Raw genomic sequence first — 17,759 nt, 5'->3', positions numbered from 1 at the left:
GCGGGCCGGAGGAGGTCCGCTCAGCGCCGTCGGGCCTCTCGGCCGACCTCGTAGGGAGGACGCGCCATGTCCTTGAGGACCTCCTCCTCCAGGTGCCGGTCGCGGCTCTCCAGCACCAGCTCGCGATTGCGCCGCTCGCAGAGCACCGCGGCGAGGAGCCGTTCGGGGTGCGTGCCCGCGGGAGGCGGGGGAGAGACGTATCCCTCGACCTGGGAGGCCAGCTCCAGTCCCAGCCGCGAGCGCGAGCCGGGAGTCAGGACTGAGGCTCGCTGCAGGAAGGTCCGTGCCGTCAGGCTCAGCTGACCCGGCAGAGCGCGCAGGTCCGTACCCGCCGCCCAGCCGGCCAGCTCAGGGGGCATGAGCAGGGGCGGGGTCGCGGTGGAGCGATTCCGGTCACGCACCACGTAGGTACCGGCCAGCATGTCCCCGAACCGCTTGCCCCGCTTGGAGACGACGCTGGAGCACAGGGCCGGAACGGCCCAGGTAAACCAGATCTCGACGACGGCGAGCAGCGTCCGTACCAGGCAGTGGCGCAGCCTGACGGTGCCGCCGTCGTCGCGCACCACTCGGGTGCCGGTCACCATGCGCCCCAGGCTCCGCCCCCCGCTGAGGAGCTCGATGAGCAGCGGGATGACAACCGCCCAGGCCAGGGCGACCAGGGCGAGGACCGCATTCATGAAAGCGGCGTTCTCGCCCAGTGCCGCCTCAGGGTCTGTGCCGATGATCAGGAGCTGCGCCGCGACCATGGACAGGAACCCGCCCAGCAGGTACGCGGAGTAGTCGATGATCCCCGACATGATGCGGTTGACGACCGTCGCCGGGATGACCTCCAGGGCGACGGCCTCCCCGGTGACCATGAGCTCGCGCTCGATCATCCGCTCGGAGGATGTGGACGACTCGGTCACCATGACAGACTCCTTGCGTGGATCTTGATGCCTTCGCTGCTGCGCACCGTGATCAGTGGGAACGCCTCGACGTGCTCGTAGGGCGTCGCCACCTCAGCGGCGCTGAGACCGACGAGCTCGTGTCCCTCTACCGCACCTGTGCCCGCCACCTGTCGCGGGTGCGTTCGGCGGCACCGGATCCGCAGCTGGTCGCCGAGCTCTCCTCCCGGGTGGCGACGGCTCGCGGCCGCCTGACCGGGACCCGGGAGGTCAGGACCCACTCGATGCGCCGGTTCGTGCTTCAGGCCGTGCCGGCGGCCCTCTACCGGATCCGCTGGTGGACCTGCGGGGTCATGGTCGTCGAGATCGCCCTGGCGCTGGTGGTGGGGGTGTGGACCCTGCACAGCCCGGAGGCCATGGCCGCCCTGGGAAGCCCCGAGGAGCTGGACCGCTACGCCCACGAGGCCTTCGAGTCCTACTACTCCACCTACTCCGCCTCCGAGTTCGCCGCCCAGGTGTGGACCAACAACGCCCGTATCGCGGCGATCTGCGTGGCCGGCGGAATCACCGGGGTCCTGCCGCTCTACATGCTCTACGCCAACGCCGTCGTTCTGGGACGGGCCGGGGCGGTCATGGCCGACCACGACGCGCTCGGGGTGTTCCTCTCCCTCATCTCGCCTCACGGGCTGCTGGAGCTGACCTGCATCTTCGTCGCGGGCGCCGCCGGCCTCAAGCTGTTCTGGACCATGCTGGTCCCCGGCCCTCGCAGCCGCTTTGCGGCCCTGGCCACGGAAGGGCGAGCCCTCATCACGGTGGCCGTGGGCCTGACCGGCGCCCTGGCCGTCGCCGGCCTCATCGAGGCCTTCGTGACCCCGGCCCCCATTCCCTGGGCGGTCAAGATCATCATCGGAGCCGGCGCGCTGGCGCTGTTGTGGGCGTACACGCTCATCCTGGGGCGCTCCGCCGTCGCCGCAGGAGCCACGGGAGACCTTGAGGATAACGAGGCCGGATACGTCCAGCCCGAGGCCGGCTGAACCCGGCGCCGCAGGGTGTCTCAGCATCACAGCCGCCCCGCCGCCTTGAGCTCCAGGTAGCAGTCGGCCAGAGCCGGGGCGAGCCCCTGATCAGGAGCCTCGACGACCTCCACCCCGCCGCGGCGCAGACGTCGGCGCACGGCGTCGAGCTCCACCAGGTCCTTCTCCGCCGACGCGGCCACGTACACGGAGTCGGCGTCGTCACGCTGGGCCCGCAGCTCCTCCAGCTCGGGATCCAGCGCTGAGGCGAGGACGACCGTGTGATCGCGGGCCAGTGCCGCCAGCGTGCGGATCATCGCCGCGTCCCCTCCGCTGCCGTCCAGGGCGGAGATGACCACCACCAGAGCCCGCTGCGAGACCACCGCGCGCACCCGGGAGGCCAGGAGCGTCCAGTCGAGCTCGGTCAGACGCGGCTCCACATCCGTCAGGTGCTCGGCCAGCGCCGTCATGAGCACCGGTCCCGTGCTGCCCCGTACCTGGGCGCGCACGGCGTCGTCCATGGCCAGGACGTCGACCCGGTCGCCGGCGCGTGAGGCCAGTGCGGCCAGCAGCAGGGTCGCCTCGATCTGGGCATCGAGCCGAGGGGCGTCTTCCAGGCGGGCCGCCGACAGTCGGCCCGAGTCGATGATGATGAGGACGCGCCGGTCCCGCTCCGGACGCCAGGTGCGTACCAGCACCTCGCCGCGACGGGCGGTGGAGCGCCAGTCGATGGAGCGCACGTCGTCCCCGACGACGTACTCGCGCAGGGAGTCGAACTCGGTCCCCTCGCCTCGCACCATGACCGCGCTGCGTCCATCCATCTCCCGCAGACGGGCCAGGCGCGAGTGCAGGTGCCGGCGTGAGCGGAAGGCCGGCAGGACCCGGACGGTGGCCGGGACGTCCAGGGAGGCCTGCCGGCCCGCGATGCCCAGAGGACCGGTGACCCGGACGGTCAGCGGCCCGGCGTGGCGATCCCCCCGGCGTCGGGGCGTGAGCACCGTGGAATGACGACGGCGCTGAGCCGGTGGAATGGTCATCCTCCCGCGCTCGTTGGTCGCTCCCGCGCTGGGGGGCCAGGCGTCGCGCAGCAGGAGCCGGACCGTGCGCCGTCCGGTGTTGGTGAGCGTCAGCGTCGAGGTGATCGACTCGCCCAGCCGCACCCCGTGGCCCACTGCCCGTGAGGCCCGCAGCAGACGGGACGAGGGCGCGTAGACGACGTCGATCACGACGAGGAGCAGGACGGCGCCGGCCCAGGCCAGCACGGTCGCCGGGCGAGGCGCGATGAGGACCAGGGCGATCCCCGGAAGCAGCGCCCACACGGCGCGCATCGTCAGGAACATGCCACTCCTGTCGTGAGTCGGTCAGGTGATCGGTCGGGTGTCTCGGTCGTCGCCGGCCGGTGCCTCAGCGCGGTACCGGCACGGTTCTCAGCACGGACTCGATGACGGACTGAGGGGTGATGCCCTCCATCTCGGCCTCGGCGCGCAGCTGGATGCGATGACGCAGGGTCGGTAGGGCCAGGGCCTTGATGTCATCGGGAGTGACGAAGGATCGACCGGCGAGCCATGCCCAGGCCCGCGACGCCGCCAGGAGCGCGGTGGCGCCACGGGGGGAGACTCCCAGCGCCACCGAGGGCATGGAGCGGGTGGCGCGCACGAGGTCGACCGCGTAGGCCAGTACCTCGGGGGTCACCCCCACGGTGCTCACCTGGGAACGGGCCAGAGCCAGGTCCTCGGGCCCGGCCACCGCCCTCAGCCCGGCCGACGGCAGGTTGCGCGGATCGAAGCCCGAGGCGTGACGGGACAGGACCTCGATCTCCTGAGCCCGCTCGGGAAGGGGCAGCACCAGCTTGAGCAGGAACCGGTCCAGCTGGGCCTCGGGCAGCGGGTAGGTCCCCTCATACTCCACCGGGTTCTGGGTGGCGATCACCATGAACGGGTCCGGCAGGGCCCGGGGCTCGCCGTCGACAGAGACCTGACGCTCCTCCATGGCCTCCAGCAGCGCCGACTGCGTCTTGGGCGGGGTGCGGTTGATCTCGTCGGCCAGGAGCAGGTTGGTGAACACCGGTCCGGCTCTAAAGGAGAACCGGGCGCTGCGCGAGTCGTAGATGAGGGAGCCGGTGACGTCGCCGGGCATGAGGTCGGGGGTGAACTGGATGCGTTTGGTCTCCACGTCCAGCGCGGTGGCCAGCGACCGCACCAGGAGGGTCTTGGCCACGCCGGGAACCCCCTCGAGCAGCACGTGCCCACCGGCGAGCAGGGCGATGACCAGCCCGGTCACCGCGGCCTCCTGGCCGACGACGGCCTTGCCCACCTCGCTGCGCACGGCCACCAGCCGCCGGCGCGGGTCGGTGCCGGCGTCCGCCTGGGCAGCGGGCCGGGGAGCGGCCTGGGAGGCGCCCGAGGCACCTGGGGCGCCCGAGGCGCCCGAGGCGCCGGGGGCGTCCGGACCCTGCGGGTGAGATGGCGGGTGGGGGTCACCGGTGCCTGTGCCGCCTGTGGCGCTCGGGTCACGGGTGGGGTCGGTGCTGTCCGTGCTCATGCGGAGTGAACCTCGCTCTCGAGTTGGTCGAGCTGAACTGCCAGGGTGGCCAGGGCCCGGTCACTGCTCGGTGACGGGCCGTAGAGAAGAGAGTCCACCGTGGCGGGGTCGGTGCCGGAGGCCTGGGCAACGGCGGCTATCACGTCGCGGCGCGAGGTCCCGGGGGGCAGTCCCAGGGCCGCGCCCAGACGCAGCGCGGTACCCGAGCGCAGGGCCTCGGCCGCCCGAGGGCGGTCCGAGCCCTGGCGGTAGAGGCGTCCGCGCGCCTGCGTGGTCTCGGTGGAGCGTACGACGACGGGCAGCTCCTCGCTCATGATGCGGCCGAAGCGACGCCCCTGGACGATCGCCAGAACCCCGGCCATGACGAGGAGCTGGAGGATGAGGACCGGCAGCCAGGTGGGTGTGGACGGTGAGTTCCACACGGTGGGGGTCTCGAGCCGGCTTCCGTCCAGCCACAGGAGGCGATTGTGGTGGCCCAGTGCGCGCACGCCCAGGGCCGCGTTCCCCTCCTGGGCGAGGTGCGCGTTGGTGAGCGGACCGGGGTCGGGCAGGACGCGCAGCGTGGCTCCGCTGGGCAGGGTGTCGGTGGCGTAGGCGTAACGGTCCTCGCTCACGGGGAAGCAGCCGACGGCGTCGGCGTCGTCGTTAAGTGACACCGAGGCGTGCGTGCCGGCCAGGTTCTGGGCGGCCTGGGCGTCGGTGTCGTCGCACTGCGGTGTCAGGTTGGTGGAGCTGGGTGCCGCGGTGCCCTTGCTGGCCATGTCCGTCAGCCCCTTCAGGGCGTCGCTGCCGCCCTTGGCGCCGACGATGACGACGTCCCCGCCCGCCTGGGCCAGGGCCTGCCTGTTCTTCTGACTGAGACGGTCGGCGTTGACCACGGCGATGGTGGTCCCGCTCCCGCTCGCCTTCACCGCCTCGGAGACGCTGCCCGTCTTGCTCACGGAGATCCCCTCATGGCGCAGCAGCTCGGCGATCGCCATCGTGCCCGAGTCCTTGGGGTTGTCGATGGCCAACGGAGTCGTGGAGGTGATGGGGCGGGTCCACAGGGTGATGAGCGTGGGGACGAGCATGAGGGCCAGGGCGATGAGGACCGGGCGCCACCGGCGCCAGCGCTGGGACCAGCGCGGATTCGTCACCTGGTCGCCGAGGTCACCCGTCTGGGACGGGCCCGGCGGGGAGGTCTGCAGGGGGGTGCTCATGCGGGCGCCCCCGGAACCGCCGCAGCGGGCTCGACGACGGCCCTGTCGTGCCTCGTGGGGCGTGTCACCGTGGCCATCTGGTCGGCGAGATCGCGCATCTGCTGGTCCTGGGAGCTGGTGGGGATCACCCGACCGTAGAGGACGGCGTCGAACAGGTGCGCCGCCTCGTGCAGCGCGGGCACGATCCGGTGCTCGCCGAGGGCCTGGTGAGTCAGGGCGGCGGCCTCCAGGGCGGTCATGCCCGGGTACTCGTCGATGATCCCGCGTTCGTCGAGGGAGCGGATGATGGCGCGGAAGCGCTCGACGACGGCGGTGGTGAAGTCGGCCTGCTCGGCGGCCTCATCCGCCGCCCGGGTCAGGGTGGCGGCGTCGCGGTCGTCGGTGAGCACCGACAGCGACGGTGTCACCACCCGGCGCGCCGAGGAGATCTTGGTGAGCAGGAGGATCAGCAGCGCGATGACGACGGCGGTGACGATGACGACGATCGTCGTCGATACCCAGGAGGGGACTCCGGGGACCATGCTGCCGGTGTCGAGATGATCCAGGATCCAGTCCCAGATCCGGTCCCACAGGTCGGGCTGCTCGTGGTAGACCGGGCGGGAGAGCTCCTTGCTCGCGGCCTGTCGGGCCTCCTCGGCGTCGGGGGTCGCCGGTGCCTTGGCGGCGAGTGCGCCGGTGGCGCAGGCCGCCCCGACGGCGGCGCGGCGCAGAGAACCTGGAGATGACACGGTGGGGCTCGCGGAAGGGTCGACACGAAGCACGGGCGGGTCACACCCCGGCGGCGCGTCGGAGCTCCACATCCAGGCCCTCCGAGCGCATTCTCAGGTCGGTGTAGATGAGAGCGACCACGGCGGAGTCGAAGGGCATGGTGACGGCCTGGATGAGGCTGGAGACGAGAATGGATCCGATCATGACGGCGATCATGGCGTTGGGGGCCAGCAGGGCCAGGCCCTGGGTCAGTGCGCTCAGCGCGGAGGAGGCCGCCCAGGAGGTGACGCCGACAATGATCGTTGAGAGCACCCGAATGCCGACAACTCTCCAGAAGTAGCCGCGCGTCAGCGTCCAGGAGCGGGAGATCCCCTCGAAGACGCCGATGTTCTCCAGGACGAGGGCCGCGGGCGCCAGGCTCAGCTTGCAGCTCAGGGCGAAGAGCGCCAGCATGAGCGCGACGATCAGCACCACGGCGCCCAGAATGGCCAGGACGATGAGCCCGACGGAGGCATCGTCGCTACTGTCCCCAAATGTACTGCCCAGAGCCAGCCAGAAGACGCCGACCCCGATCGCGGTGAGGACCGCGGTCGCGACGCCGAGGATGAGCTGGATGATGATCGACTGGCCGATGAGCGCCCAGACACGCGGCTTGGTCCGTTGCCACACGTCGCTCAGGGACGCCTTGCGGCCCAGGATGGTGCGTGAGACGGTCACGATGAGCAGACCGGTGAGAATCGAGGCGGCGAGCACCACCAGCACGATGGTCAGGCTGTACTGGGCGATCAGGCCCGCTATCGAGGACTCGATCCGATCGACGTTGGCGTCGACCTCGGCGTCAGTGAGCTCTCCCGAGGTGGTGACGCCCGGCAGGTTGAGCCGGGAGAGGAAGAAGGCGAAGCCGCCGGCGGAGATCAGGCCCACGATGCTCATCACCACGAGCGAGGGAACGAACATCGCCTTGGGGTTGGCCCGCAGGGACTCGAAGGCACCGCCCAGGATCTCCCCGACGGACAGCGGTCGCAGCGGGATGATCGAGGGCTTGGGTGCCAGGACCGATGCGTAGCCCCCGTACCCCGGGTCCCCGGAGGCGCCGGGACCCCCGGGAGCGCCGGGGTAGGGGGTGTAGCCGGGGCCGTAGCCGGCGGCGGCCGGGTTGCCGGGCCCCTGGCCGCCGCCGTACGCCTCGTAACCCGGTTGGCCGCCGTAGGGCGGGTACCCGGGCGTTGAGCCGGGCTGGCCGACCGGTGGCGTCTGATAGCTGCCGTAGCCGGGATACGGGGATCCCTGCGGTGAGCCCTGGCTCGGATAGGGGTAGGGCGAGGTGCCTGTGAACGCCCCGGCGTCGGGGGCCTGCCATCCGTCCTGGTCTCCTCCGACGAAGCCGTCACCGGAGGCGGCGGGGGCCTCACGGTCCGTCTCGTCGCTCGGGTGGATGTCGTCGGGGTGGGAGTCGGTGCTCATAAGCCCATGCTGTCACGCGACGACGTCGCTGCGCTCTCCCCCTGGAGGAGGAAATCGTCGTGCCGTCGGGTTGCTCTCCCCTTCCCGGGGCGGGCCCAGCCGTGCTCGAGAGCCGGCTGGAAGATCACGGTTTGGCCGCAATAATTCCGGTTTCTGCGCGCACTTGTGCCGTATTTTTCCCGTAACTGAAGGGATTCTCTTAAGTTCCTGAGGGAACTGTGAACGCCATCTCGGTATCCCAGATGTCCCTTGGGTCCTGGGGCTCATGCCAAGATACGGGCTATGAGCACGCGCATTCTGGTCGTCGACGACGATGCATCCCTGGCCGAGATGATCGGCATCATGCTGGAGTCGGAGAGCTACACGCCCACCCTTTGTCATGACGGGGCCAAGGCCCTGGACGCCTTCCACGAGGTCAACCCCGACCTCGTCCTTCTCGACCTCATGCTGCCGGGGCTCGACGGCGTCGAGATCTGCCGGCTCATCCGCTCCGAGTCCGACGTACCGATCATCATGCTGACCGCGCGCACCGACACCCAGGACGTCGTCGCCGGTCTGGAGGCCGGCGCGGACGACTACGTGACCAAGCCCTTCAAGTCCAAGGAGCTGCTGGCCCGCGTCTCCACCCGTCTGCGCCGCACCAACCCGGGGGCGGCTGAGCACGTGCGCGCCGGGGACCTCGACATCGACGTCGCCGGTCACCAGGTCAAGCGCGGCGAGACGGTCATCGCCCTGACGCCCCTGGAGTTCGAGCTGCTGGTGACCCTGGCCCGCTCGCCGTGGAAGGTCTTCACTCGCGAGGAGCTGCTCAGTCAGGTGTGGGGCTACCAGCACCCGGCCGACACCCGCCTGGTCAATGTCCACGTCCAGCGCCTGCGGGCCAAGATCGAGAAGGACCCTGAGCGCCCCTCGATCGTGGTGACGGTGCGCGGTGTCGGCTACAGGGTCGGCGAATCCGCGTGAGCGACGGCGCATCGGGCGCCCTACAATGAACCCGATGCGTAATTCAGTGGGCACGTCGATGGGACCATCGGTGGGCACTGCGGAGGAACGAGTCGTTCGGCGTCTTCCCCTGCCGGGGCTGCTGCGCCGTAGCCTCGAGGTGCGCATGGTGTGCACCGCCACCGTCATCGGCCTGCTTCTCATCGTGCTGCTGCTGACCTTCGTAACCGACCGGATCAGGTCGGAGGTGTTCGCTGACCAGCGCGACGTCATTCTCGCCGATGCCGCGCTGCGTGCCAGCGTCGCCCAGGCCGAGTTCGACTCCACCACCGCCGTCACCGTTGACGAGGTCTCCGCCACCGCGGAGCAGCAGGTCAACGGGGCCAAGGACTCGATCTCCTCCTCGGGCGGGGTGGGCGTCCTCATGCTGCGCAATGATGAGGAGACCTCGACGACGGTGGTCAACGACCTGGAGACCGACACCCGCCTGCGCTCCCTCATCACCGACGAGATGTCCCAGGCGCTCGACGAGGGCGGGGCCCGCTCGCAGTACTGGCAGTCGGTGGCCGTCCCCAACGACGAGGGGGGCACCGATCCGGGGCTCATCGTGGGGACCCGGGTGAGCCTGCCCCTGGCCGGGGAGTACGACCTCTACCTCGTCTACAGCCTGGCCAGTGAGCAGCGCATCGTCTCCCTGGCGTCGCGCAACATCACCATCGGCGGCCTGGGGTTCCTGGCCATCCTCATCGTCGTGGTGTGGGCCTTCACCCGCTGGGTGCTCAGCCCCGTGCGGCACACCGCGCGGGCCGCCGAGCGCCTGGCCTCCGGTCTTCTGGCCGAGCGGCTGAGCATCGAGGGGGAGGATGAGATCTCCACCCTGGCCAGGTCCTTCAACCACATGGCGACCTCGCTGGAGGACCAGATCGAGAGGCTGGAGTCCCTGTCCAAGGTGCAGCGCCTCTTCGTCTCCGACGTCTCCCACGAGCTGCGCACCCCGCTGGCCTCCATCCGCCTGGCCACCGAGCAGATCCAGGACGCGCGCGAGGAGATCTCCGATCCCTTCGCCCTGCGCTCCATCCAGGTGCTGTCCAGCTCGGTGGACCGTTTCGAGACCATGCTCACCGACCTGCTGGACATCTCCCGCATCGACTCCGGCAACGTCAAGCTGCGCCTGGAGGAGGTCGACCTCGCCCAGGTGGTCGACACCGTCGTCGAGACCACCCAGTTCCACTTCGACGCCACCGGGACCGAGCTGCGCCTCCACCTGCCCGAGGAGCCGGCCACCGCCGAGGTCGACGTCACCAGGGTCGAGCGCATCATCCGCAACCTCGTGGTCAACGCGCTCGAGCACGGCGAGGGCAAGCCGCTGGACGTCACCGTCGCCGTGGACGACGACGCGGTGGCGGTGCGGGTGCGCGACCACGGGATCGGCATGAGCCCCGACGTCGTCACCAAGGTCTTCGACCGCTTCTACCGCGCCGATCCCTCGCGCAAGCGCAGCCTGGGCGGAACCGGCCTGGGACTGTCCATCGCCATGGAGGACGCCCGCCTGCACGGCGGTCGCCTGTCGGCCTGGGGGTGGCCGGCCGACGGCGCCTCCTTCTTGCTGGTTCTGCCCCGCACCCAGGGGGACGACGGCGGCCCCGGCCGGCTGAGCGGCCCCGGGCCTCTTGAGCTCGTTCCGCAGGACGCGCCGGCGGTGGCCCGGGCCGGTATCCCCGCCGATGAGGAGTCGTCCTTCTCCCCGGTCGGCCCGCTGGGGCCGGCCCCGGCCACGCGCCGGGCGCGCCAGAGCGTCGTCCTGGGCGACATCCCCCTGGCCGGGGAGAGCCACGACGCGGTCACCGAGGACGTCGGCCGTGTCGTCGTCGTCCTGCCCGGTCAGGAGCCGGCCACCCGCACGCCCGAAGAGGCCGACGAGGAGGGGCGACGCCGATGAATCAGCCAGTGAAGCAGCCAGTGAATCGGCCAGCGAGTCAGCCGCTGAACCGCGATGCCCTCACCGCCGGCCGCGAGCGCACCGGGAGTGCCGGGAGCTCCCGGGCCCCCATGACGCGCCGCGGCGCGCTGGGGCTGCTGTCGGCCACCGCCGCCGGCGTGCTGGCCGGGTGCACGGCGCTTCCGAGCTCCAGCGGAGTCACGCGCTCCGGGGTGGCCCCCTCCGACACCAACGCCCTCATCGAGACCGCGCCCGGGCCGGGGGAGGGCGACTCCGCCGAGGACGTCGTCAACGGCTTCCTGCGCGCCGCCATCGCCGGCTTCTCCGACGACTTCGCCACCGCCAAGCAGTTCCTCACCGAACGCACCGCCGCCCAGTGGAAGCCCCTGGAGACAGTGAGCGCCTACAGCGGATCGACCGAGCCGCAGGTCTCGGTCGCTGCGGACGGCTCCTTCACGGTGACCTCCAGTGAGGTCGGGGTCCTGGACTCTCGCGGCGTCTTCACCCCCGCCCAGGAGGGGGCCACCTATGTCGGCGAGTTCTCCCTGGCCACCAACTCCACCGGGCAGTGGCGCATCGTCGGCCTGCCCCACGGGATCCTGCTGCCCTTCTCCCGACTCATGCAGAACTTCGCGGTCACCTCCCTGGCCTTCCTGTCGCAGGACCGGACCAGGTTCGTCTCCGAGCTGAGGTGGTATCCCCGCAGCTCGCAGGCCGACTCCCTCGTCTCCGGGCTGCTGTCCGGGCCCTCCGCCTGGCTGTCGGGGGTCTCCAACCTCATCCCGCGCAACGCCGAGCGCGCCAGCCGGGGCGTCGTCGTCGATGCGGGTACCGCGACCGTCCACCTGAGCGCGGACTCCGACCCCGCCTCGGAGGAGGCCCGCCAGCTCATGGTGGCCCAGATCGAGCAGAGTCTCCTCCAGATCAGCGGTATCGACCGGGTGCGGGTGCTCGCGGGCACGGTTGACCTCGGGGCGGCCGCGCAGCTGACCCCGATGGCCCCGGAGGTCGGCGGCATCGTGGGGATGTCGGAGGGCTCGGTCGTGCGCGGCACCGGGTCGAGGCGCATCACGCTGGCCACCGACCGGGTGCTGGGAACCAGCGAGGCCCGCAGCCCGAGCCTCGGGGCGGACGGGGCCGTCTACGCGTTGTCGGCCTCCAGCCTGCTGCATCTGCCTCAGGGGCAGGAGTCGGCCTCCGTCATCCTCTCGGTGGGGGACCCCTCCGCAGGCGCCGGCGGGCTGGGCGCTCCGATGGGCGACCGGCACGGATGGGCCTGGTTGCTGGCCGAGGGGCAGCTCACCGCGGTCAACGGCTCGGGTCAGCGCGCCACTCTGGAGTCGTCCTGGTTGCCGGAGAGCCCGATCGTGGCCTTCGACCTGTCCGTGGAGTCTGAGCGGATCGCCGTGCGCCGGGCCGACGACCGGGTCGCCGTCGCCTTCATCATCCGCCACCAGGACGGCCGTCCCGTGGGGCTCGGGCCGGCGCTGGAGATGCCTCGCGCCAGTGGCGGGGGGACACGTGGAGTCTCCTGGTGCGCCCCGAATGCCGTGTGCGTCCTGGCCGATGCCGGTGCCGAGGGGGGAGGCGTGCCCGAGGTGCGCCTCATCCAGGTCGGCGGCGCGGTCAATGCGCTCATCGGGGTGCGCGGGGCCCAGTCCGTCATCTCCGACCGCTCCGAGGAGTCCCTCATCCTCATTGATGAGGCGGGCCAGACCTGGCAGCGTCGCGGGGCGATGTGGAGGGTGCTCACCTCGGAGGTCACCGACCCCTCCTTCCCCCTGCCCTGACCTCTTGGTCATGCAGTTCCGGGTGCCCCGGTCGGCTGGGACCGTGGGCACCCGGAATCAATCAGGGCCGGAATGACGTCGGGCTAGAGCACCTGAGCGTCCAGGCGGATGACGCCGTAGGTCCAGCCGTGACGGTGGTAGACAGCGCAGGGCTGTTTGGAGGCCTTCTCGATGAACAGGTAGAAGGGGTGCCCCACGAGCTCCATCTGGTAGAGAGCCTCGTCAACGGTCATCGGCTTGGCCTCATGAAGCTTCTGGCGCACGATCACCGGGGAGTCGCCGAGCTGGGCCTCGACCGCGACACCGGGCTCGGTGGGGGCGGAGGGGGAGTCCTCGATCGGCGCGTCACCGGTCTCGGGGACGACGGGCTCGTCCAGGACGGGTGCCGCCTGGAGGCCCTCGTCGGGGGCGGCCACGGTGTGACGACGGTGATGGTCCTTCTTGCGGTCCCGAGCCCGGCGAAGGCGCTCGGTCAGCTTTCCCATGGCGATATCAAAAGCGGCGAAGCGGTCCGAGGAGGACGCCTCTGCCCGAATGATCGGGCCCTTGGAGACGACGGTGATCTCTACTCTCTCGGCGGTGTCGGCCTGGCGCGGGTTGCGCTCGTGGGTGACCTCCACCTCGACGCGCTGGACCCGGGGGTCGAACTGCTCAACCTTGACGGCCTTGTCCTCGACGTAGTCGCGCAGGCGAGAGCTGATCTCGGCGTTACGACCGACGACGGTGATATCCATGGTGGAACCTCTTTCTGGGCTCGTGGGCCGGCCCTGACGGACCGTGTGCGACAAGTACCCGCCACTTCTCACGGCGGGTTCGGGACTGGTGTCATCACCTCCTGTCACCTCGTGAGGACCCTCAAGCACCGAGGCGGGGACCCGGCCGACTGTCCTTGTCGACGTCGGGAATCGCCTGTGCGTTGTGCCACATAAGGTACACCATGTGGGACTGGTCATGCCTCCTTTTCGTGCGTGCCGCGCCCTGGAGGAGCCGTCTGATCGCCGCAGGCGGACAAACCCGATGCCGGATCAATTCTTGAGACGGGACGAGGCGTGAGCGGCGCGGTCCCCGCCGGCCGCCGGGACCGCCCGGACCACGGGGGTACGGGCCGGAACCGTGACGCGTGCGTGCGCCGGAGGTGGGGCGGCGCTCAGCGCCAGCGCGCCCAGGACCCGGCCCCCGGCCTCCTCCAGCGCCCGGGCGCAGGCTCCCAGCGTGGCTCCGGTGGTGACGACGTCGTCGACCAGCAGGACCGGCAGCCCGGTGACGGCGGCCAGCAGGCGCGGGGCGACGGCGCGATTGCCCCGCCGCTGGCGCGACGAGCGGCCGGCCTGGTGCGCCCCGCCGCCCCTACGACGCAGCAGGTCCGTGCTCAGGACGAGCGGCGCGGGCGACCTCCTCGGAGGAGACGCCGGAGCCGGGGCCGCACGGCCGGCCGGCTGATCCGAGAGGGCTGCTCGTTGCCGATGGGCCCACTGGTCGGCGATTCCCCGGGCGACGACGTCGGCCAGGCGCGCCGCCACCAGCCGGCCACGCAGCCGGCGCGCGACCCCGGAGGGTGCCGGAACCACGAGCAGAGTCGGTGTCCTTGAGCTGACGCGGGTAACGGGAGCGGCGGTGACAGCGGTGGCGACGCTGGACGGAGTTGAGGTCTCGGGGCGGTCTCGTGGTGGCTCGGCCCAGATCCCCTCCGGCGGGTGCGCGTGCGCCCACCGACGCCCCAGGTGCCGACCGGCCCGCTCCATCACCTCCGACAGGTCCTCCCGCGAGCCGTTCTTCCACCCCAGGACCATGGTGCGCACCGGCCCGGTGTAGGTCGCCAGCGCCAGGACGTCGAGGTTCCCGGCGGCGTCGGCGTGCTCCACCGGGAAGGGCTCGCCCTCCAGCAGCTCGTGGCACCGGGAGCACAGTGCCGTCTCCCAGCACCCGCAGCCCGCGCAGCTGACCGGCAGGCCCAGAGACAGTCCCGGCAGTACTCCCGGGGAGCGTCCTGCGGAGGGGCCGAACGGCAGGCGGAGGGCCGCGGGGTTCTCGGACCTGTGCCGGTGGTGCTCCATGACCTCCACTGTGGGGCCGCCTCGGCCGCTCCGCTGCCGAGGGGTGCTCGCTGCCCACAACGGACCGGGGCGGGCGGTCGTCGCCGGGCCCTGTGGCCCCGGGCCGGCACTGTGCTGCCCCCGTGCTGACCTCGTGATGGCCTTGTGCTGATTCCGTGTCCTCGGTGGGAAGAATCTCGGTGGTGGAGGGGCCGCAGCCCAGCCGGGTCCATTAGAGTACGGAGGCAGGTAGCCGGTGAGACCTGTGCCAGTGCCGAGCTCACGAGCTGATAACGAGTCAGTACCGAGCTGATTCGGCCTCGTCTCATCGCCGCTCTTCGCAACAGACGTCCCAAGGGAGAATGCAGCGTGTCGATCGTGGACCGGATCCTTCGCATTGGCGAGGGCCGCACCCTGAAGAAGCTTGATGCCATCGCCGACCAGGTCGAGTCTCTTGCCGAGGAGTTCAGCGAGTTCTCCGACGCCGAGCTGCGCGACATGACCGACGAGCTCAAGGAGCGCTACCAGGACGGCGAGACGCTCGATGACCTGCTGCCCGAGGCCTTCGCGACGGTCGTCGAGGCCGCTGACCGCGTGCTGGGCATGCGTCCCTACCACGTCCAGATCATGGGGGGCGCCGCCCTCCACCGCGGCAACATCGCTGAGATGAAGACCGGTGAGGGCAAGACCCTCGTCGCCACGATGCCCTCCTACCTGCGGGCCCTGACCGGCAAGGGCGTCCACGTCGTCACCGTCAACGACTACCTCGCCGAGTACCAGTCGGACCTCATGGGGCGCGTCCACCGCTTCCTGGGGCTGACCACCGGCTGCATCCTCGTGGGCCAGACCCCCGCCGAGCGCCGCGAGCAGTACGCCTGCGACATCACCTACGGCACCAACAACGAGTTCGGCTTCGACTACCTGCGCGACAACATGGCCCAGCGCCCCGAGGACCTGGTCCAGCGCGGTCACGCCTTCGTCATCGTCGACGAGGTCGACTCCATCCTTATCGACGAGGCCCGCACCCCGCTCATCATCTCCGGGCCGGCCACCGGGGACGTCAACAAGTGGTACAAGGAGTTCGCCACGATCTCCGAGCGCCTGCGCGAGGGCAAGGACTACGAGGTCGACGAGAAGAAGCGCACCGTGGGCGTCCTGTCCCCGGGTATTGAGCGGGTCGAGGACTACCTCGGCGTCGACAACCTCTACGAGTCGGAGAACACCCCCCTGATCGGCTTCCTCAACAACGCCATCAAGGCCAAGGAGCTCTTCCACCGGGACAAGGACTACATCGTGCGCGACGGCGAGGTCCTCATCGTCGACGAGCACACCGGTCGCGTTCTGCCGGGCCGGCGCTACAACGAGGGCATGCACCAGGCCATCGAGGCCAAGGAGCGCGTGGAGATCAAGGCCGAGAACCAGACCCTGGCCACCATCACCCTCCAGAACTACTTCCGTCTCTACCCCGAGGGCTCCCGCTCGGGCATGACCGGTACCGCCGAGACCGAGGCCGCCGAGTTCGCCGGCACCTACAAGATCGGCGTCGTCCCGATCCCCACCAACAAGCCGATGATCCGTGAGGACCAGCCGGACCTGGTCTACACCACCGTTGAGGCCAAGCTCGACGCCGTCGTCGACGACATCGCCGAGCGCCACGAGGTCGGCCAGCCGGTCCTGGTGGGCACCACCAGCGTGGAGAAGTCGGAGATCCTCTCCGAGCGCCTGCGCGAGCGGGGCATCCCCCACGAGGTCCTCAACGCCAAGCAGCACGCCCGTGAGGCCGCCGTCGTCGCCATGGCCGGCCGCAAGGGCGCCGTCACCGTGGCCACCAACATGGCCGGGCGCGGAACCGACATCATGCTGGGCGGTAACGCCGAGCACATCGCGGTCTCCGCCCTCAAGGAGGCCGGACTCGACCCCGAGGAGAACGCCGAGGACTACGAGAGGGCCTGGCCCGAGGCCCTGTCCGCCGCCAAGGAGGCCTGCCGGGCCGAGCACGACGAGGTCGTCGAGCTCGGCGGCCTCTACGTGCTGGGCACCGAGCGCCACGAGTCGCGGCGCATCGACAACCAGCTGCGCGGCCGCTCCGGCCGTCAGGGGGACCCGGGCGAGTCCCGCTTCTACCTGTCCATGGAGGACGACCTCATGCGCATGTTCGCCTCCGGGCTCGCCCAGCGCATCATGTCCTCCGGCGCCTACCCCGACGACGTCCCGCTGGAGTCCAAGATGGTCACCCGTGGCATCGCCGGCGCCCAGCGCCAGGTGGAGTCGCGCAACTACGAGATCCGCAAGAACGTCCTCAAGTACGACGACGTCATGACCGAGCAGCGCGAGAAGGTCTACTCCGAGCGCCGCCGCGTCCTGGACGGTGAGGACCTCGAGCCGCAGGTCGAGGCCTTCCGCACCCAGGCCGTCTCCTCGATCGTCAACGCGGGCACGGCCGAGGGCCGTCCCGACGAGTGGGACCTGGACGCCCTGTGGGGCGAGCTCGGCCGTCTCTACCCGGTGGGCCTCACCCAGGACGAGGTCGTCGAGGCCCTGGGGGGCAAGGACGCGCTCACCTCGGAGAGCCTCATCGACGAGCTCAGCGAGGACGTCGCCGTGGCCTATGAGGAGGCCGAGGCGCGTATCGACGCCAACGCCCTGGCCCACGCCCAGCTCGGCGAGGAGCCGATGCGCACCCTGGAGCGCCGCATCCTGCTGGCCGTGGTGGACAAGCGCTGGAGGGAGCACCTCTACGAGATGGACTACCTCAAGGAGGGCATCGGGCTGCGGGCCATGGCCCAGCGCGACCCCCTCGTGGAGTATGCCAACGAGGGCGCCCGCATGTTCCGGGCGATGATGGAGGGCATCCGCGAGGAGACCGTCGAGCAGATCTTCGCCAACGTCACCCGGTTCGACGCCGCCGCTCAGCGCGCCGCCGAGGACGGTACCGTCGAGGCCGCTCAGGCGGTCGCCAAGGCCAACGCCACCGCGGCGGCCGGCATCCGCCTGGGATCGGCCGGAGGCCAGAGCCGGGGCACCGTCCTGGGGGACACCGGGCAGGCCTCGATGGAGCAGCGGATCACCTACTCCGGCCCCAGTGAGTCCGGTGACGAGGAGGAGCGCTCCGGCGCCTCCTCGCGCAGGGCCTCCAGCCCGGCGACCTCCTCGACCTCGGGCGGGAACCGGGCCGAACGCCGCCGCTCCAAGAAGAAGCGCCGCCACTGAGACCCAGCGAGAGCTGAGGCTCGCACCGCCGTCGGG

At 70.7% G+C, this 17,759-nt stretch carries 13 protein-coding genes; 5 read left to right on the top strand and 8 right to left on the bottom strand.

Features of this window, described 5'->3' with window-relative positions; all coding sequences use genetic code 11:
• Positions 1-20 precede the first annotated feature (20 nt).
• Complete coding sequence (locus tag EL340_RS07355; RefSeq protein WP_126414067.1) at positions 21-908, bottom strand: RDD family protein; 888 nt, start codon at positions 906-908, stop codon at positions 21-23.
• A gap of 14 nt (positions 909-922) precedes the next feature.
• Between EL340_RS07355 and EL340_RS07350 the strand changes: the two genes are divergently transcribed.
• A complete protein-coding gene (locus tag EL340_RS07350) occupies positions 923-1,918 on the top strand; it encodes a stage II sporulation protein M (RefSeq protein WP_126414066.1) in 996 nt (331 codons plus the stop codon).
• 26 nt (positions 1,919-1,944) lie between these two features.
• Here EL340_RS07350 and EL340_RS07345 read toward each other — a convergent pair whose 3' ends face one another.
• From EL340_RS07345 to EL340_RS07325, 5 genes are all read right to left on the bottom strand, one after another.
• A complete protein-coding gene (locus tag EL340_RS07345) occupies positions 1,945-3,237 on the bottom strand; it encodes a DUF58 domain-containing protein (RefSeq protein ID WP_126414065.1) in 1,293 nt (430 codons plus the stop codon).
• Positions 3,238-3,301: 64 nt separating this feature from the next.
• Entirely contained in the window at positions 3,302-4,438 is a 1,137-nt protein-coding gene (locus EL340_RS07340; RefSeq protein ID WP_126414064.1) for an AAA family ATPase, read from the bottom strand.
• Entirely contained in the window at positions 4,435-5,637 is a 1,203-nt protein-coding gene (locus EL340_RS07335; protein ID WP_126414063.1) for a DUF4350 domain-containing protein, read from the bottom strand. The genes EL340_RS07340 and EL340_RS07335 overlap by 4 nt, the downstream gene beginning before the upstream one ends.
• Positions 5,634-6,398: a DUF4129 domain-containing protein gene (locus EL340_RS07330; RefSeq protein WP_408608575.1), complete on the bottom strand. Its 765-nt coding sequence runs from the start codon at positions 6,396-6,398 to the stop codon at positions 5,634-5,636. Before EL340_RS07330 ends, EL340_RS07335 begins: the two co-directional genes overlap by 4 nt.
• Before the next feature lie 7 nt (positions 6,399-6,405).
• A complete protein-coding gene (locus EL340_RS07325) occupies positions 6,406-7,809 on the bottom strand; it encodes a DUF7847 domain-containing protein (RefSeq protein WP_126414061.1) in 1,404 nt (467 codons plus the stop codon).
• Positions 7,810-8,091: 282 nt separating this feature from the next.
• Here EL340_RS07325 and mtrA point away from each other — a divergent pair, with 282 nt between their 5' ends.
• Genes mtrA through EL340_RS07310 form a run of 3 tightly spaced genes read left to right on the top strand, consistent with a single transcriptional unit; the run spans position 8,092 to position 12,480 of the window.
• The gene (mtrA, locus tag EL340_RS07320; protein WP_126414060.1) at positions 8,092-8,772 is read left to right on the top strand and encodes an MtrAB system response regulator MtrA; all 681 of its coding nucleotides are present in this window, start codon (positions 8,092-8,094) and stop codon (positions 8,770-8,772) included.
• A gap of 34 nt (positions 8,773-8,806) precedes the next feature.
• Positions 8,807-10,690, top strand: coding sequence for an MtrAB system histidine kinase MtrB (mtrB, locus tag EL340_RS07315; protein WP_126414059.1), 1,884 nt, complete (start codon positions 8,807-8,809; stop codon positions 10,688-10,690).
• The gene (locus EL340_RS07310; protein ID WP_126414058.1) at positions 10,687-12,480 is read left to right on the top strand and encodes an LpqB family beta-propeller domain-containing protein; all 1,794 of its coding nucleotides are present in this window, start codon (positions 10,687-10,689) and stop codon (positions 12,478-12,480) included. The genes mtrB and EL340_RS07310 overlap by 4 nt, the downstream gene beginning before the upstream one ends.
• A gap of 83 nt (positions 12,481-12,563) precedes the next feature.
• Here EL340_RS07310 and hpf read toward each other — a convergent pair whose 3' ends face one another.
• Together hpf and EL340_RS07300 are read right to left on the bottom strand one after the other, a co-directional pair.
• Complete coding sequence (gene hpf / locus EL340_RS07305; RefSeq protein ID WP_126414057.1) at positions 12,564-13,214, bottom strand: ribosome hibernation-promoting factor, HPF/YfiA family; 651 nt, start codon at positions 13,212-13,214, stop codon at positions 12,564-12,566.
• 291 nt (positions 13,215-13,505) lie between these two features.
• Positions 13,506-14,534, bottom strand: a complete 1,029-nt coding sequence (locus EL340_RS07300; protein WP_126414056.1) for a ComF family protein — start codon at positions 14,532-14,534, stop codon at positions 13,506-13,508.
• 348 nt (positions 14,535-14,882) lie between these two features.
• Between EL340_RS07300 and secA the strand changes: the two genes are divergently transcribed.
• A complete protein-coding gene (secA, locus tag EL340_RS07295; RefSeq protein WP_126414055.1) occupies positions 14,883-17,723 on the top strand; it encodes a preprotein translocase subunit SecA in 2,841 nt (946 codons plus the stop codon).
• The last annotated feature ends 36 nt before the right edge of the window (positions 17,724-17,759 follow it).

The sequence above is a fragment of the Actinomyces viscosus genome (genome assembly GCF_900637975.1).
GTDB lineage: Bacteria > Actinomycetota > Actinomycetes > Actinomycetales > Actinomycetaceae > Actinomyces > Actinomyces viscosus.
This window is presented reverse-complemented; position numbering and strand designations above follow the sequence as displayed.

Bases quoted from the DNA above. Each gene is read 5' to 3' on its own strand.
- EL340_RS07355 (WP_126414067.1), bottom strand. From the start codon at position 908: ATGGTGACCGAGTCGTCCACATCCTCCGAGCGGATGATCGAGCGCGAG.
- EL340_RS07345 (WP_126414065.1), bottom strand. From the start codon at position 3,237: ATGTTCCTGACGATGCGCGCCGTGTGGGCGCTGCTTCCGGGGATCGCC.
- EL340_RS07340 (WP_126414064.1), bottom strand. From the start codon at position 4,438: ATGAGCACGGACAGCACCGACCCCACCCGTGACCCGAGCGCCACAGGC.
- EL340_RS07335 (WP_126414063.1), bottom strand. From the start codon at position 5,637: ATGAGCACCCCCCTGCAGACCTCCCCGCCGGGCCCGTCCCAGACGGGT.
- EL340_RS07325 (WP_126414061.1), bottom strand. From the start codon at position 7,809: ATGAGCACCGACTCCCACCCCGACGACATCCACCCGAGCGACGAGACG.
- mtrA (WP_126414060.1), top strand. From the start codon at position 8,092: ATGAGCACGCGCATTCTGGTCGTCGACGACGATGCATCCCTGGCCGAG.
- mtrB (WP_126414059.1), top strand. From the start codon at position 8,807: ATGCGTAATTCAGTGGGCACGTCGATGGGACCATCGGTGGGCACTGCG.
- EL340_RS07310 (WP_126414058.1), top strand. From the start codon at position 10,687: ATGAATCAGCCAGTGAAGCAGCCAGTGAATCGGCCAGCGAGTCAGCCG.
- hpf (WP_126414057.1), bottom strand. From the start codon at position 13,214: ATGGATATCACCGTCGTCGGTCGTAACGCCGAGATCAGCTCTCGCCTG.
- EL340_RS07300 (WP_126414056.1), bottom strand. From the start codon at position 14,534: ATGGAGCACCACCGGCACAGGTCCGAGAACCCCGCGGCCCTCCGCCTG.